This is a genomic window from Leifsonia poae (genome assembly GCF_020009625.1).
Classification (GTDB): domain Bacteria; phylum Actinomycetota; class Actinomycetes; order Actinomycetales; family Microbacteriaceae; genus Leifsonia; species Leifsonia poae_A.
Map to the genome: position 1 here is coordinate 2,846,987 of NZ_JAIHLP010000002.1, position 13,208 is coordinate 2,860,194.

Annotated in this window: 18 protein-coding genes and 1 tRNA gene; 17 read left to right on the top strand and 2 right to left on the bottom strand. The window is 64.9% G+C overall.

The window, feature by feature from the left end:
- Positions 1-2 precede the first annotated feature (2 nt).
- The gene (locus K5L49_RS14350) at positions 3-296 is read right to left on the bottom strand and encodes a GNAT family N-acetyltransferase (protein ID WP_223693769.1); all 294 of its coding nucleotides are present in this window, start codon (positions 294-296) and stop codon (positions 3-5) included.
- Positions 297-395: 99 nt separating this feature from the next.
- Here K5L49_RS14350 and K5L49_RS20185 point away from each other — a divergent pair, with 99 nt between their 5' ends.
- The 3 genes from K5L49_RS20185 to K5L49_RS14360 all read left to right on the top strand — a co-directional run bounded on the left by K5L49_RS20185 (position 396) and on the right by K5L49_RS14360 (position 1,549).
- Positions 396-518: a hypothetical protein gene (locus K5L49_RS20185; protein ID WP_263298876.1), complete on the top strand. Its 123-nt coding sequence runs from the start codon at positions 396-398 to the stop codon at positions 516-518.
- The gene (locus tag K5L49_RS14355; RefSeq protein ID WP_223693771.1) at positions 515-1,294 is read left to right on the top strand and encodes a dienelactone hydrolase family protein; all 780 of its coding nucleotides are present in this window, start codon (positions 515-517) and stop codon (positions 1,292-1,294) included. Before K5L49_RS20185 ends, K5L49_RS14355 begins: the two co-directional genes overlap by 4 nt.
- Before the next feature lie 182 nt (positions 1,295-1,476).
- Positions 1,477-1,549 (top strand) — tRNA-Arg (locus K5L49_RS14360).
- On the opposite strand, the gene K5L49_RS14365 is transcribed toward K5L49_RS14360, so the two are convergent.
- Positions 1,515-1,820, bottom strand: a complete 306-nt coding sequence (locus K5L49_RS14365; RefSeq protein WP_223693772.1) for a helix-turn-helix domain-containing protein — start codon at positions 1,818-1,820, stop codon at positions 1,515-1,517. The genes K5L49_RS14360 and K5L49_RS14365 overlap by 35 nt on opposite strands.
- A gap of 88 nt (positions 1,821-1,908) precedes the next feature.
- Here K5L49_RS14365 and K5L49_RS14370 point away from each other — a divergent pair, with 88 nt between their 5' ends.
- The 14 genes from K5L49_RS14370 to K5L49_RS14435 all read left to right on the top strand — a co-directional run bounded on the left by K5L49_RS14370 (position 1,909) and on the right by K5L49_RS14435 (position 13,203).
- Positions 1,909-2,493: a helix-turn-helix domain-containing protein gene (locus K5L49_RS14370; protein WP_223693774.1), complete on the top strand. Its 585-nt coding sequence runs from the start codon at positions 1,909-1,911 to the stop codon at positions 2,491-2,493.
- Positions 2,490-2,627 (top strand): hypothetical protein, encoded by a 138-nt coding sequence (locus K5L49_RS14375; RefSeq protein WP_223693776.1) that lies wholly within the window; start codon positions 2,490-2,492, stop codon positions 2,625-2,627. Before K5L49_RS14370 ends, K5L49_RS14375 begins: the two co-directional genes overlap by 4 nt.
- A gap of 102 nt (positions 2,628-2,729) precedes the next feature.
- Positions 2,730-2,891: a hypothetical protein gene (locus K5L49_RS14380; protein ID WP_223693777.1), complete on the top strand. Its 162-nt coding sequence runs from the start codon at positions 2,730-2,732 to the stop codon at positions 2,889-2,891.
- Positions 2,892-2,922: 31 nt separating this feature from the next.
- Positions 2,923-3,240 carry a hypothetical protein gene (locus K5L49_RS14385; protein WP_223693779.1) on the top strand — a complete coding sequence of 106 codons (318 nt, stop codon included), beginning with the start codon at positions 2,923-2,925 and terminating at the stop codon, positions 3,238-3,240.
- A 95-nt stretch (positions 3,241-3,335) separates the two neighbouring features.
- On the top strand, positions 3,336-4,946 hold the full coding sequence (locus K5L49_RS14390) for a hypothetical protein (protein ID WP_223693780.1): 1,611 nt from the start codon (positions 3,336-3,338) through the stop codon (positions 4,944-4,946).
- 234 nt (positions 4,947-5,180) lie between these two features.
- Positions 5,181-6,251, top strand: a complete 1,071-nt coding sequence (locus K5L49_RS14395) for a phage portal protein (RefSeq protein ID WP_223693782.1) — start codon at positions 5,181-5,183, stop codon at positions 6,249-6,251.
- A 4-nt stretch (positions 6,252-6,255) separates the two neighbouring features.
- Positions 6,256-7,920: a hypothetical protein gene (locus tag K5L49_RS14400; RefSeq protein ID WP_223693784.1), complete on the top strand. Its 1,665-nt coding sequence runs from the start codon at positions 6,256-6,258 to the stop codon at positions 7,918-7,920.
- Positions 7,921-7,989: 69 nt separating this feature from the next.
- Positions 7,990-8,643: a hypothetical protein gene (locus K5L49_RS14405; protein ID WP_223693785.1), complete on the top strand. Its 654-nt coding sequence runs from the start codon at positions 7,990-7,992 to the stop codon at positions 8,641-8,643.
- The gene (locus K5L49_RS14410; protein WP_223693787.1) at positions 8,643-9,014 is read left to right on the top strand and encodes a hypothetical protein; all 372 of its coding nucleotides are present in this window, start codon (positions 8,643-8,645) and stop codon (positions 9,012-9,014) included. The genes K5L49_RS14405 and K5L49_RS14410 overlap by 1 nt, the downstream gene beginning before the upstream one ends.
- A 4-nt stretch (positions 9,015-9,018) precedes the next feature.
- On the top strand, positions 9,019-9,441 hold the full coding sequence (locus K5L49_RS14415; RefSeq protein WP_223693789.1) for a hypothetical protein: 423 nt from the start codon (positions 9,019-9,021) through the stop codon (positions 9,439-9,441).
- A gap of 3 nt (positions 9,442-9,444) precedes the next feature.
- Positions 9,445-9,960, top strand: a complete 516-nt coding sequence (locus K5L49_RS14420; protein ID WP_223693791.1) for a hypothetical protein — start codon at positions 9,445-9,447, stop codon at positions 9,958-9,960.
- Positions 9,960-11,129 carry a hypothetical protein gene (locus K5L49_RS14425; RefSeq protein WP_223693792.1) on the top strand — a complete coding sequence of 390 codons (1,170 nt, stop codon included), beginning with the start codon at positions 9,960-9,962 and terminating at the stop codon, positions 11,127-11,129. Before K5L49_RS14420 ends, K5L49_RS14425 begins: the two co-directional genes overlap by 1 nt.
- A complete protein-coding gene (locus K5L49_RS14430; protein WP_223693794.1) occupies positions 11,129-11,488 on the top strand; it encodes a hypothetical protein in 360 nt (119 codons plus the stop codon). Before K5L49_RS14425 ends, K5L49_RS14430 begins: the two co-directional genes overlap by 1 nt.
- On the top strand, positions 11,485-13,203 hold the full coding sequence (locus tag K5L49_RS14435; protein ID WP_223693796.1) for a hypothetical protein: 1,719 nt from the start codon (positions 11,485-11,487) through the stop codon (positions 13,201-13,203). Before K5L49_RS14430 ends, K5L49_RS14435 begins: the two co-directional genes overlap by 4 nt.
- Positions 13,204-13,208 lie beyond the last annotated feature (5 nt).

A 13,208-nucleotide genomic window follows, 5' to 3' on the forward strand; every position in this document is an offset into this window, starting at 1 on the left:
GATCAGCCCGCCTGGCGTTGCAGCAGGCCGGACCGTTCCGGATGCGCGTCGAACCACTGCGCCACATACCAGCACATCGGCACGATCTTCAGGGATGTCGTGGCCCCGATGTCGTCCACCGCGAACTCGACGAGCCGGGCCGCCAGACCGCGTCCGCGCTGGGCTGGAACCGTGAACGCCCGCGTCAGCGAGATCGCCTCGCCCAGGATGCGGTAGTCGAGCACCCCCACGAGTTCGCCATCCACTCGCATGGTGTACCGATTCGCATCCGTCTCGTTGCCGAACTCCGTGACCATGGCCCAATGCTACGTCGGTCACGGGGCCGCGGGGTCGCGGAGTCGCGGGGTCGCCGGGTCGCGGGGCCGCCATCGCGGCAGAGTTCGACGAGCGGTAGGGTGAAGCCGTGGGATCCCGACCCGCACCCCGGGAACCCGCGCACCGCATCCGCTGACGCCACAGCAGGCCAGGCCGCGGCGACGACCGTCGCATCGCGAACCGAGAACCTGGAGCCGTTGTGACAATCGATTCCCCCTCGCCGTCCCTGTCGCCCGCGCACGAGGCGCTGCTCGCTCAGGTGCCCATCCGCGACCACACGGTCATCGAGGCCGAGACGCTCAGCTACGAGCACGAGGGGCTCGCGCTGGAAGGGTACCTCGCACGGGATGTGCAGGCCGACGATCGCAAACCGGCCGTCCTCCTGCTGCACGACTGGCTCGGCGTCGGCGACACCGTGCGGATGCGCGCCCAGATGCTCGCCCGCCTCGGCTACGTGGCGCTCGCGGCCGACCTGTACGGGGCGGATGTGCGGCCCACCCGCGAGACCGCCCCGGCCGAAGCCAACAAGTACTACAACGACCTCCCGCTGCTGCGCGCGCGGGTCGCGGCAGGGTTCACCTCGCTGCTGCAGCATCCCGCCGTCGACCCGGCCCGCCTCGCCGTCGTGGGCTACTGCTTCGGCGGAACCGCAGCGCTGGAGTTCGCCCGCACCGGTGCGCCGGCCCGCGGCGTGGTCTCGTTCCACGGCGGCCTCATCACCCACGACCCGAGCGACGCCGCGGCGATCGCCGCCTCCCTGCTCGTGCTCACCGGCGCCGACGACCCGGTCGTGCCCGACGAAGACGTCGTCGCCTTCGAGAACGAGCTGCGGGCCGCCCCCCACGTCGATTGGCAGGTCACCAGCTACTCGGGCGCGGCGCACGCCTTCACCATCCCCGGAACCGACCGCTACCGCCCGGTGGCCGACGCCCGCAGCTGGCGCGCCCTCGTCTGCTTCCTCGACGAACTCTTCAGCTGAGCGCCGCGCCGCGCTGCGCTGCCCCTCCCCTCCGGTTCGCGAGAGCTGCCGGATGCGCCCCATTCCACGCGAATGAGACACATTCGGTAGCTCTCGCAGAGCGGCCGCCGGCCAATTGGCGGTCCTCGACGGCATCATGTAGGCTCTAATCCGGCCCGAGAGCGTAGTGCTCATGTGTCATTGCGCCCGTAGCTCAACGGATAGAGCATCTGACTACGGATCAGAAGGTTGGGGGTTCGAATCCCTCCGGGCGCACTCTGGTTGAGACAGATGACACGACCCCCGCTTCGGCGGGGGTTTTGTCGTTAATGCCTTCGGCCAGCCATTCAAGCGGCTGACCAGTCACGTGCGCCCATCGCACGAAGTTCGTCGCGCTCGGCTCCGTTCTGCCAGTCTCCCAAGCGCTGACGGTGGTGCGTGCTACACCGAGCCTCGCCGCGATCTCTGCTTGCTCCATGCCTGCGAGGAGTCGCGCATACTTGAGGCGATCCAGCAGGGTCCATGCCGGGTTCTCGATCATCGTCATGCCGGTACTGTATCGCACCCCGTGATAAATAACGCGACACGCCGACCATCTTGCGCTCTTTCGTCGCGTCGCCCGGTTGCATGTCCACATGACAACAAACGCGACATCGATAGAGCCCCGGCTCATTCGTCGCCGCATGCGCTTCGAGAGCAACTTCACGCAGTTGCCGAACTCGTGGCTTCGAGACTCTGCCCTGTCGTTCCGTGCACGCGGACTGCTTGCACTACTCATGAGTCACGAGGACGGCTGGAACATCACCCTCAAGGGATTGGCCGATGAGACCACCGAGGGCATCGATGCAGTGCGAACAGCTACCAATGAGCTAGAGAGCTTGGGCTACCTCAAGCGCACACGGTTGCAGGGGCGTGGCGGCAAGTTCGAGGGTGACACGTGGGAAATCTGCGACCCTCACGATCTTGGCGGGGCAACGCTCTTCACCGCATTGGATAAGCCAACGCGGTCGCGCACCGCGTTGGATAAGCCAACGCGCACCGCATTGGATAAACCAACGCCTATAAGAACACCATCTAGAACATCTAAAGAGAGTTCTAGAGGTAACCACATAGCGCACCCGAATGACGCCGGCACCGAGTGCCACGGTGAGATGATCACCGAACGCCACTGCATCTTCGGTCACATCGTGATCCCGAGCGCTGAGCAGGTGACCGCATGAAGCCCTACGTCACCAAGCTCCTCGGGATCCAGTGGGTAGTCGTGACCGCATGGTCGGTCACCAACCACGACAGCCATGCGGAGGCGTTCGCCGCCGCCCTCGACCGCGCCATGATCAGTGAGGCAACAGCATGAGCACACCCGACTTCGACACACCCGTGTGGCAGCTATTCATCGCCGCCGCTATGCTCTGGACACTGTGGGGGCTCATCGTCCTCAGCGAGAGGAGACACCGCCGTGAGCGAACAGCAAGAACTCATCCGGACCTACTGGGGCAACAAGAAGACGCACGAGCAGATCATGCGCCGGCAGATCAACTGGATCGTGGGGTTGCTCTCGGCCATCCTCGTGGCAGTAGTCGGCTCGACTCTCGCGATCCTCTCGGCACTCCCGCACTAGACCGACCTCGACGGGCCGCAAGGTAGCGGCCATGTCACAGCACCACAAGAACCAGAAGTGGAGTACGCACAGCCCGAAGCTGCGCAAGCTCATTGAGCCGATGCTCCCGGCTCAGTGCCTGAACTGTCCTCACCCGGTCACGCCCGAGGACAAGTGGCAGGTTGGCCACCGTCGTGACGCCGCGCTCGGTGGCGAACCCACCATCGAGAACGCGGGCCCGACGCACGCATGGTGCCCGGCCTGCCGGCGGCGCTGCAACCAGCGAGCCGGCGGCCAGCTCGGCGCGCGCATCCGCACCGCGAACAACGTCAGCCGATCCCGAGCGCAGAAAGATATCCGCTCATGGTGACGGCGACGACGGTCGCGGCCCCGACTTCCTTTGAGAATCGCGTCGGAACCCCCGCCATAGGCAGTACGGAATTCTCTCTAAATCTGTGGAGTGCGGTGAGAAACCGCGGGATCAAGCCGACGTTCACCGGGCGTCTGTCGGAGGACGAGGAACTCCGCCGGGAGTTCCTTGCGGGGTCTCGTCGGATGGGCTACGAGCTGGTGGACCTGGACGACCGGGAGCACATCGCCGAGCTGAAAGCGATGACGCCGCCCCGCTACCCGATCCAGCCGCAGCAGCTCTGGATGGTAGACGCGCTCAACGCCGAGGACTACGACACGTTCACGGTCGAGGTAATGCGGCGAGCGTCCAAGACCACCACGATATTCTGCTGGCTCGTGGGCCGGTGCGAAAGCCGGCCCGGCTATGAGGTCACCTTCTCGGCGCAGTCCGGCGTGAAGTCGTCAGCGCGTTTGCGCGAGTGGAAGCTCCGCCTCGACGCGATCAATCCGCCCGATGACCTCGACCTTCCGCCGTGGCTGCGCAATCGGCCCCGAACCACGAAGCGCGCTGAGCGCGCGCTCGCCCTGTTCGACCTTGACATCACGACCGAGGCCGAACATCTGACCGCTGGCCGCGGGTTCAAGGTCATGATGGGGGAGGTCGGCAAGGGCATCTACTGGGACAACGGGTCCAAGTTCCTCGTGCTCAAGCCGTCGTCCGACGCCTACCGGGGCGAAGCGGGTGACATCTCGTGGTTGGACGAAGCCCAGGAACTCGACCCCGAGGAGGGAGCCGACCTGCTCGCCGGTCTCGCCCCGCTCCAGGACACCAAGGAGAACGCGGCCACCGTGATCAGCGGCACGGCCGGCGAGGCACGCGTTGGCCCGTTCTGGGAGGTCGTCGCCAAGCTCCGGGCCGGTGACCCAGATGTCGGTGGTGTGGACTACTGCGCATCCGACTCCACACCCTGGGAAATCATCGAGGACGAAGACCAAGCGATCGCACTGCTAGTGACTCTGCACCCGGGCATTGGGACGCTCACGACCGAGGAGAAGATGCGGAAGAACTGGCGCAAGCTCGACAAGCCCAAGTGGGCGCGCGAATATCTGTCACTCTGGCCGGAGTCGTTTGGGACCACCGCCGTCAACGCTCTGCTGTGGGAAGACGCAGCCCTGGCCCGCAAGAAGGCGAAGCCCGACCGTGTTGCGTTCGGGCTCGACATCCGCCCCGGCGGGTTCTCGGCCGCGATCGTCGTCGCCTGGCGCGACTCCCGCGGCGTCGCCTACGTCGAGGTCGTTGAGCACCGGCAAAGTACGTCGTGGATTCCCGAGCGCATGCAGGAGCTGACCCGCACGTATCGCGGCTCAACCATCGCGTTTGATGACATCTCGGAGGGCAAGGCCACCGCCACCGAGGCCGACCGGCTCAGCCCGAAACCACGACTGCGGATGCAGACCTATCGCGAGCACGCCGCCGGATGCGTCCAGTTCCTCCGCGACCTCGAACGCGGCAAGCTCAAACACTCCGGACAGGTCTCCCTAGACACCGCAGTTGCCGTCGCCGTGAAGCGCGACGTGCGCGGATCGCAAGGCGTCTGGATGTGGGGCGCACCCGTCGCCGGCGGCGACATCACCCCGCTCGTCGCCGCGACACGCGCGCTGCGCAATTGGGACCAATATTTCGCGCGAGGAACAGGAAGCACAGGAGTGGTGATCGCAGCATGAGCGTATTCGTGGATGGGTCGATTGAGACATACGTGTATGGATGCGACGAGTGCCCGTGGTGGCGGGGGATCGCGCTCAGTATCGACGCCGCCGACGAGGCCGCAATCCGCCATGAAGAGGCTCAACACGACACGCACAACCGTCGTCGCACCAGGGACGCTCGGATTGCTCGCCTAAAACGAAAACTGGTTCCGACACCGTAAATGTTCCTATGCCTCCCCGAGCATCTAATGCATGGGGTTCCGAAGTCAGATGAAGCTCGCCGCGGCCGGCGCGACCGTCGCCCGCGGCGAGCTTCTGCCGTTCCCGCGCAAGACGACCGCGATTAGCTCTCCGTGGGCGGACAGCTCCAACCTTGTCCCGATGCTCGTCGCGAAAGACGTCTTCGGTGTGGACAGCGCCGCGGTCTCGCGTCTCGAAGCGCTCAAGGTGCCAGTAATCGCGAAAGGCCGTGCGCTCCTGCACAGCCTCATCGCATCGAACCCGCTCGTCGCCCTCAACGCTGAAGGCAAGCTCCCCGACGAGAAGCAGCCGACCTGGCTGTATCGGTCCGACACGGGCGTGAGCCCGTACCAGCGCACCTGCGCAATCCTCGACGATCACCTGTTCGAGTGGGCGTCGCTGCTCGCCGTAAGCCGCGGCGCCAAGGGCGACATCCTCGATGCTGTGCACGTACCGTTCGAGCGTTGGAGCGTCAACGAGCACAACGCGATCATGGTTGACGGCGAGCTTGCCCGAGACGATCAAGTCTTGCTCATCCCCGGCCCCGGCCCGGGACTCCTCACGATCGCGGACGAAGCTATCCGGGCAGCTCGCGCCACCGAGCAAGCGTGGGTCTCTCGCGTTCGAAACCCGTTCCCAGCGATGGTGCTCCAGGAGACCGCCGACTACGGCATGAATCAGGACGAGGCAAAGCCGTACGTCGAAGCCGTCGCGAAGGCGCGCCGGAATCCCGATAGCGCCGTCATGTTCATCCCTTACACGATGTCGCTCACAGCACACAATGCCGACAAGACCGACCTGTTCGAGAACGGTCGCAACGCGCAGCGCCTCGACTTCGCGAACTACATGAACATGCCGGCATCGGTGCTGGAGGGCTCGCTCTCGACCGCCTCGCTGACCTACTCGACGCAGGACGGCAAATACAACGAGGTTTTCGCCTTCACCATCCCGTACTGGACGCAACCGCTGGAGCAGGCGCTCTCGATGGACAACGTGGTGCCCCGTGGCCAGCGCATCCGGTTCGACCTCACCAACCTTCGACCCGACCAGGCCTCGCCCACTGGCGCGGCAGAACAGGACTAGACCCATGACCACCGAACTTGGCACGTTCTCCGTCAATATCGAGGACCGCACCGTTGAGGGAATCCTTCTCCCGTTCGGCGAGACCTCGCGACTCTCGATGTCGAAGACCGAACCGATCTACTTCTCCGCCGATGCCGTATCGCTCCCGGCCGACGCGTCGGTCGTCACGCTGAACCGCGAGCACGACCAGTTCTCACCCGTTGGCCGGGCCATCGTCCTGGAGAAAAGAGACGAGGGCGTCTACGCCAAGTTCGCCATCGCCCGCACACCCGAAGGTGACGAGTTCCTCACCAAGGAATACCCGGCTGGGAGGTTTAAGAAGCTCTCTGCCGAGATCCTCGGCATCGTCCGCGACACCGCCGATAAGGCCAGAGCCGTTGCCGGCAAGATCACAGGCGCAGCGCTCACCACCGAAGGTGCGTTCGAGTCCGCGGCCCTGTTCTCGGCCGATGGATCGGGGGAGACAGTCAGCTCCTACGAGTCGAAATCGGCTTACGCGGATGGCTCCGAGTACTCGGACAAGACCGAGACGACCGAGGAAGAGGAAGACCTGGGGGATGGGCACAAGCGCATCACCCGCACGACCGTGACCGTCACGGAAGTTAAGCAGCCTGTCCAACAGGCCACAGAGAATGGAGACCCCGTGGGCGTCGCAACCGTACCCGCAACCCTGGCCGCGTCCGCGGCCAATCTCATCACCCCCGCCGGCGAGCTGAACGAGCCCGCCGCCCGTGACATTTTCGCGCTCATCACCAAGGTGCGAGAGGGCGACCGGGAGGCGGAGAACATGCTCGCCGCCCTGACCGACATCAAGCTCACCGGAGCTGGCGCACTCCCGGCCAACGGGCTGATCCAGCCCAAGTGGCTCGGAGAGGTGTACGCCGCAGCGGCGTACAACCGGCGGTACATCCCCCTCATCGCCACCGGCGACATCACGGCGATCACGGAGATGGGGTTCAGCGTCTCTACCAACAGCCCCGAGCCCGTGCAGGCGTGGGCCGGGAACAAGGCCGAGCTGCCGTCGTCGGGTGGTTCGACCGCGGCCATCAGCTCTGTGTTCCAGAAGTGGGGCTGGGCGGCCGACATCGCCCGCGAATTCTTCGACATCCCCGGCAACGAGCAGTTCGTCGCCGCGTTCCTCCGCCTCGTCGCCAACAGCTACAAGCGCGTCACCGACAAGTGGCTCCTCCAGCAGCTCGTCGGCGCATCTACGCTCGTCGCTCCCGACGCATACCCGACCGCGGGAAACCCCGCGTACCCGGCGGCAGTCGGCATGCTCATCCAGGGCATCGACACCGTTTCGTCGGACCCGATCGACGGCACGCCGACATTCGCCGTCGTGAACGCCGCGGCGTGGAAGCAGCTCATCTACTCGCCCAAGGACGCCCTGCCCGAGTACATCAACCTCAATTTCGGCATCCAGGACGGCACCGGCCTTGCCGGTAAGGTCCAGGTCGTCAAGGGCGACATCGGTATCGCGAGCACGCCCGCCGTGCTCGTTGGAGCCCGCGACGCCGCGCACTACAACGAGCTGGGCGGCGCATCTCCCCTGAACCTCGACGCTCTCGACATCGCCCGCGGCGGCATCGACAAGTCCGTCATCGGTTACTCGCAGTACATGACCGACTACGCGCCCGCCCTCGTCAAGATCGGCGTCGCGGACGCTTAGCCGACAGCTCGCCCCGCCGCAGCCCCCGCAGCGGCGGGGCGAGCCCCACCCACTCGAAAGGAGGCCGACATGGCACTCATCCCCGAAGCCACCGCCGGCCCCTACTGGGTAAGCGACATCCCGGCACCGATCCGCGTCACCTTGGTCGACGAGGACTACGAACCCGTACCCCTGGCCGGCGCGACCATCTCCGCAGCGCTCCGCGTGCTCGGCGTACACGGCACGATCCCGCTCACGGTGACCCTCGACGGCGACACCGCCCTGATCGGTTTTCCCGCCGGCCCGTCTCCGCTTGGGATGCCAAGCGTCTACGACATCGAGCTGCGCGTCACCACCGACACGTGGAGCCAGGAAGCCGAACCGCTCTCGTTCGTCGTACAGGCTCATGACGGCTGGCTCACCCTCTACCAAGCCCGCAAGCAGTGGGCCGACGCGAAAGACCTCGATGACGTGCTTCTCTGGGGTCTGCTCGACTCAGCGAAGCGCGCATGCACGATCTTCGCGCCCGCCATTCCTGTGGATGACGACGGCGACGTGATCCTTCCCCTGCCGGCCGGGTACACCCAAGCGCAGCTCCAGCAGGCCCGGAACACTTGGAACGCGACCAAAACCGATCCGTCGAACGCAGGCGACGACGCCTTGTTCGTCATCCGGCCGTACCCGCTCGACAACTCGATCAAACAACTGCTGCGCCCGCGCCGCGGAATCCCGGCGGTCGGCTGATGTCTGTTCGCTCCGAGCTCGCCGCCGCTCTCACCGCGGGTCTGCACAAGCAGCGGTACACGGTCATCGACGTACCCCGCACGCTCGATGAACTCTCGCCGTCGCGCCGCATCGTGCAGCTCTACCGCGAGGAAATACAGCCGAACTCGAACGCGATGGGGAACTACAAGGAGCAGTTCGTCGTCTGGGTGCTCAGCCCCAAGAAGGACCAGCCGGCCGCAGAGGACGACCTCGAAGAAGGCCTATATGCCGTTCTCGGCATTCTCGACAGCCTGGACTGGCTGACCTGGACGCGCGCCTCGCGAGCGAACCATGTCACCGGCGCTCAGGCGTACAAGATCGACCTCACCCTGTTCACCAAGAAGGAGTAACACCATGCCCGCACTCGACGTCAAGCCGCTGATCCTCAAGAACGTCATTCTGTCGCTGAAACTCACCGACGATGCCGGGGAGCCCCTGGAGTTCCAGAAGCACGTCTCAGCCGTGCAGTTCACCCCCAAGTCCGACACCAAGACGTGGAGTGGGCTCGGCGGCAACACGCACACCGACACCGGCCCGTCCACTTGGACGTGCGACCTCACCTACATTCAGGACTGGAAGAGCGCCGAAAGCCTCTCGCGATTCCTGTTCGAGAACGAGGGCAAGACTGCCGACGCATCGTTCACCCCGATCACGGCCGGCCCGGCGTTCACGTCCAACGTGTCCATCACCCCGGGCGCGATCGGCGGAAAGGTCGGGGAGTTCGCGGAGCAGAACGTCTCGCTTGGCTCCGACAAGCCGCAGCTGGTGAACGACTGAACCATGACGCAGCCCGGTCTCTTCACCATCGACAGCGACGAAGCCCGCGAGGCGGCGGCGCAGCTCCAGCGTGCCGGGACCGAAGCTAACGCCGCCATCATCGACGCCACCCGCGGAACGATGTCGCAAGCGTTCGGAGAGGAACTTGCCGCATCCGGCGGTACAACCCTCCAACACCAGATCATCGCGACCGGTGCCGAGTCCTACGGGTCGGGGTTCGGCATCACGATGCGGGCCGCGACCACCGCGACGCTCAGCGGCGGCCTCGTCGCCTCAGACGGGCCCGGGCGTGCGTTCGAGTTCGGTAAGTCCGTCGAGCGCACCCGCACCTACCTGACGCATTCGCGGAAGGGGACGCCGTACTCGATCACCCGTGTGACGACTCGGCAACTCCCAACACGTTCCCGGTCGGGGTGGGTCGCCTACCCAGCCGCCGGACGCACGTTCGATCGGCTCGTTCAGATGTACCTGCAAATTCTCGTCAAAAAGGCACACGACGCAATCGAAAGGAGCCTGTGATGGGCGGACCTATCGTCATCAACTACTCCGCGAACGTCAAAGACGCAGTATCGGGAACCGACCAGCTTTCAAAGGCCGTGGAGAAGACCGCGGACTCAGCCGACACCGCGCAGAAGGGCATCGGGAAGTCAGCGGACAAGACCCTCCAGGCGCAGAAGGACGCAGCGAAGGGCATCGTGCGCGCGTCGGCGGACGCTGCCAAAGAGCAGGTGACCGCATGGTCGAGTGCGGCAATAAAGCAGGGTAAGAGCGTCCACGACGTGCAGGAGGTTGTGGAGACCGTCTACAACAAGATCGACGCCGACGTGCAGCGCACCAACAGCACCATCGAGTCCAGCAGCGCGCAGAGCTGGGACAAGGCCGAGCAGGCCGTACGCGACTTTGGAGGCAACACGGAAGGTGTACTCCAAACCGCCGCTAGCGCTCTCGGATCGTTTGACGGGTCTATCGGCTCGCTCGGCACAACGATCTCCGGCCTTGCTGCTCTCATCCCCGGGGTCGGAGGCCTAATCGGTGGGGCACTCGGAGGGATCGCCTCGAAGCTGTTTCAGGACTGGGACGAGAACAGCAAAAAGTCAGCCAAGGCCGTAGCTGACATGTATGACGATATGACCGCGAGCGGAGACAAGTACCTGTCGGAAGACTTTCTCAAGACGAAGATTCACGACATCATCAAGGACGCCGAGCAGCTCAAAGTCGTGAAGAACAACGCCGATATCGCCGGCGTGAGCCTCCAGACCGCGCTGCGCGCCGAGGCGAACGACCCAAACGCTATTGCGGCCGTACTGAAAGCCGCGAACAAGGAACTCGACGCCCTGAAAGCGTCCACCCAAGACCCGAGTGCTCTAAGCGTGCGCTCGACGCAGAACCTGATCGACCACTACAAGGAACTGCAGAAGCAGTTTGGCAGTTCCTTGTCGGGAATCGACCTGTTCAACCAAGCGACATCGAAGACCGCCGAGGCTGCCGCCAAGGCGGGCGGCTCGGCGAGTACGGCGGCCGGCCAGGTGGACGGGTTGAACAAGAAGCTCAAGGAGACACCCGACTCGAAGACGATCAACGTCAAGCTCACCGGCCTCACCGACGCGGAGAGACAAGTCGGAAATCTGATCCGTGAGCGCAGCCTGACGGTGAACGTCAAAGCCCGCGTCGGCAACCAGGTGTTCTGATGGCGGAGACGATCAGCGACGGAACTACCACGATCACTCCGTATCTTGTTCTCAGCTACGAGGCGCAGCAGGCCGGCGGCAACGTACTTCACGACGTGATCGGGCGAGGCGACCCGGATGTGACGCTACGGCCGGCCGGCACACGCGCGGGCTCGCATGAATTCTTCTTCCTCACCGCAGCGCCGGCCGAAGCGTGCCGTGTGCTGCACGCTCGGGCCGGCGTCTTCTCGTTCAGCTCAGACGCGGAACCGACAACATCCATGACCTACGTCCTTGACGAAGGTGGGGTTACCACGGCACTGGACGACAGGAAAAAGCGATGGGTCGTCACAGTGGCCTACCGCGAGGTGTCGCGATGACGATCAGCATGCATGCGGCCTCAGCGACGATCGCCGTCGCTGGAGTTCCGACCGCGCTTGACATCAAGTCTGGGTCGATCACGCTCGATGAGGGTTGGGCACCGTACGCCCAATCGAGCCTGACCGTTGCCATGCCGTCGCAGGCCGTGTTCGACGCGATCGACCCGCGTGTCACCCCGCGTCCGCGTGTGGTCGTCGTCGCGACCCGTGACGTGCCGGCGCTCGGCATCCACCAGACACGGACGTTTGATCTTGCTCTGACCGACCGGCGGCTAAGCCACCGTGAGGCGACGATCGATATTGCTCTTGCCAGTGATGAGGCGTTGCTCCAATCAGGTGGACTCGTCGCAACCGCCCCGAACACGTCTGCGCTGGCGAGGCAGACGAGCGTCCGAGCGATCGTCAACAGCAATGTGCTCGCAACGATCGGAGCTGCGCTAGAGCCCGGGACGATCGACGCCGACTTCACAACCCTCACGAGCCTGACGAACATGGTTGTCAATCCGTCCGCTGAGGTGGACGTTGCCAATTGGCTGGCGCAGTCGTCCACGCTCGCCCGCACGACGGCGCAGCACCAGAGCGGGGTCGCAGCGTTCCAGATCACGGGTACGGGCTCGGGCATATCCGTGTTCGCGTGCCCGAACACAACGGGCTATCCGGCCACGCCGGGCGTGACGTACACGTTCAGCGTGTACATGCGCACCGCAGCGGCGGCTCGGCTCTTCGCCGCTCGGCTAATCTTCCGCAACGCGACCGGCGTGTCGATTCAGGACACACAGCAAGCACCGGTCGCGCTCAACACGGGCGGCTGGACTCGGCTAGCGTGGACGGCCGTAGCGCCGGCACTCGCCGTAATGATTGCCCCTCTCATTACGACGGCCACCAGCGCGAACGGGGAAGTCTTCTTCGCGGACTCGGCCATGCTCACGGCCGGCAACGGGCTGGAGACAGATGGGGTAGCGCCGCTCGCCTACTTCGACGGTTCGACCCTCCACACTGACCTGTACAACTATCAGTGGTCTGGCATCGCGCACGCCTCGACGAGCTCGCGCACGCCGGTCTTCCAGCGCGACCCCCAGACGCTCTCGTGGGCGCCGGGAGAGTCCGCCTACGATTTCATCCAGCCGGTGCTGGAGCAGGCCGGGTTGCGCCTGTTCTGTGACGAACACCGGGTCTGGCGGCTTGTGGACTCGTCCTACTCGGTCGAGGGGCTCGTGACGGTGGCGACGGGATACAACGTCTACGACGCATCCGACACGATCAGCCGCAGCGCCACGTCGGACGATGGTGTGCCGCTTTGGTTCGACGCGGTTGTCCTCAAGTACGTCTGGAACGACACCGAGAACATCGAGCAAGTGCGCTACGACATCGCCGGTCCGCTCAACGCGTCGCAGGTGTACACACGCGAGATTGCACGACCGTACCCCGGGCCAGGGGCAGCCTCCTACATCCTCAGCCGTGTGAACGGTCGCGGCCGGATGCTCGACCTCACCGCGGCGATCGACTATCTGGCCACTCCCGGGATGGAAGTCTCGGCCTCACTGCCGGGGACCCTCGCGCAGACCGGGTATACGAGTTCGGTCACTTGGGACTTCGACGACGACACCATGAAGGTCGGCTCGCGCGGCCTCACCGATACGCCCGCGAACAGTTGGTATTTCACCTCCGGATCGTGGGCGAGCCAATCGTCCACCTGGGCAACGGCAACAACCTAGGAAGG

Coding starts and splice junctions, on each gene's coding strand:
- K5L49_RS14350 (WP_223693769.1), bottom strand. CDS start 296: ATGGTCACGGAGTTCGGCAACGAGACGGATGCGAATCGGTACACCATG.
- K5L49_RS14365 (WP_223693772.1), bottom strand. CDS start 1,820: ATGACGATGATCGAGAACCCGGCATGGACCCTGCTGGATCGCCTCAAG.
- K5L49_RS14370 (WP_223693774.1), top strand. CDS start 1,909: ATGACAACAAACGCGACATCGATAGAGCCCCGGCTCATTCGTCGCCGC.
- K5L49_RS14375 (WP_223693776.1), top strand. CDS start 2,490: ATGAAGCCCTACGTCACCAAGCTCCTCGGGATCCAGTGGGTAGTCGTG.
- K5L49_RS14385 (WP_223693779.1), top strand. CDS start 2,923: ATGTCACAGCACCACAAGAACCAGAAGTGGAGTACGCACAGCCCGAAG.
- K5L49_RS14395 (WP_223693782.1), top strand. CDS start 5,181: ATGGGGTTCCGAAGTCAGATGAAGCTCGCCGCGGCCGGCGCGACCGTC.
- K5L49_RS14400 (WP_223693784.1), top strand. CDS start 6,256: ATGACCACCGAACTTGGCACGTTCTCCGTCAATATCGAGGACCGCACC.
- K5L49_RS14405 (WP_223693785.1), top strand. CDS start 7,990: ATGGCACTCATCCCCGAAGCCACCGCCGGCCCCTACTGGGTAAGCGAC.
- K5L49_RS14410 (WP_223693787.1), top strand. CDS start 8,643: ATGTCTGTTCGCTCCGAGCTCGCCGCCGCTCTCACCGCGGGTCTGCAC.
- K5L49_RS14415 (WP_223693789.1), top strand. CDS start 9,019: ATGCCCGCACTCGACGTCAAGCCGCTGATCCTCAAGAACGTCATTCTG.
- K5L49_RS14420 (WP_223693791.1), top strand. CDS start 9,445: ATGACGCAGCCCGGTCTCTTCACCATCGACAGCGACGAAGCCCGCGAG.
- K5L49_RS14425 (WP_223693792.1), top strand. CDS start 9,960: ATGGGCGGACCTATCGTCATCAACTACTCCGCGAACGTCAAAGACGCA.
- K5L49_RS14430 (WP_223693794.1), top strand. CDS start 11,129: ATGGCGGAGACGATCAGCGACGGAACTACCACGATCACTCCGTATCTT.
- K5L49_RS14435 (WP_223693796.1), top strand. CDS start 11,485: ATGACGATCAGCATGCATGCGGCCTCAGCGACGATCGCCGTCGCTGGA.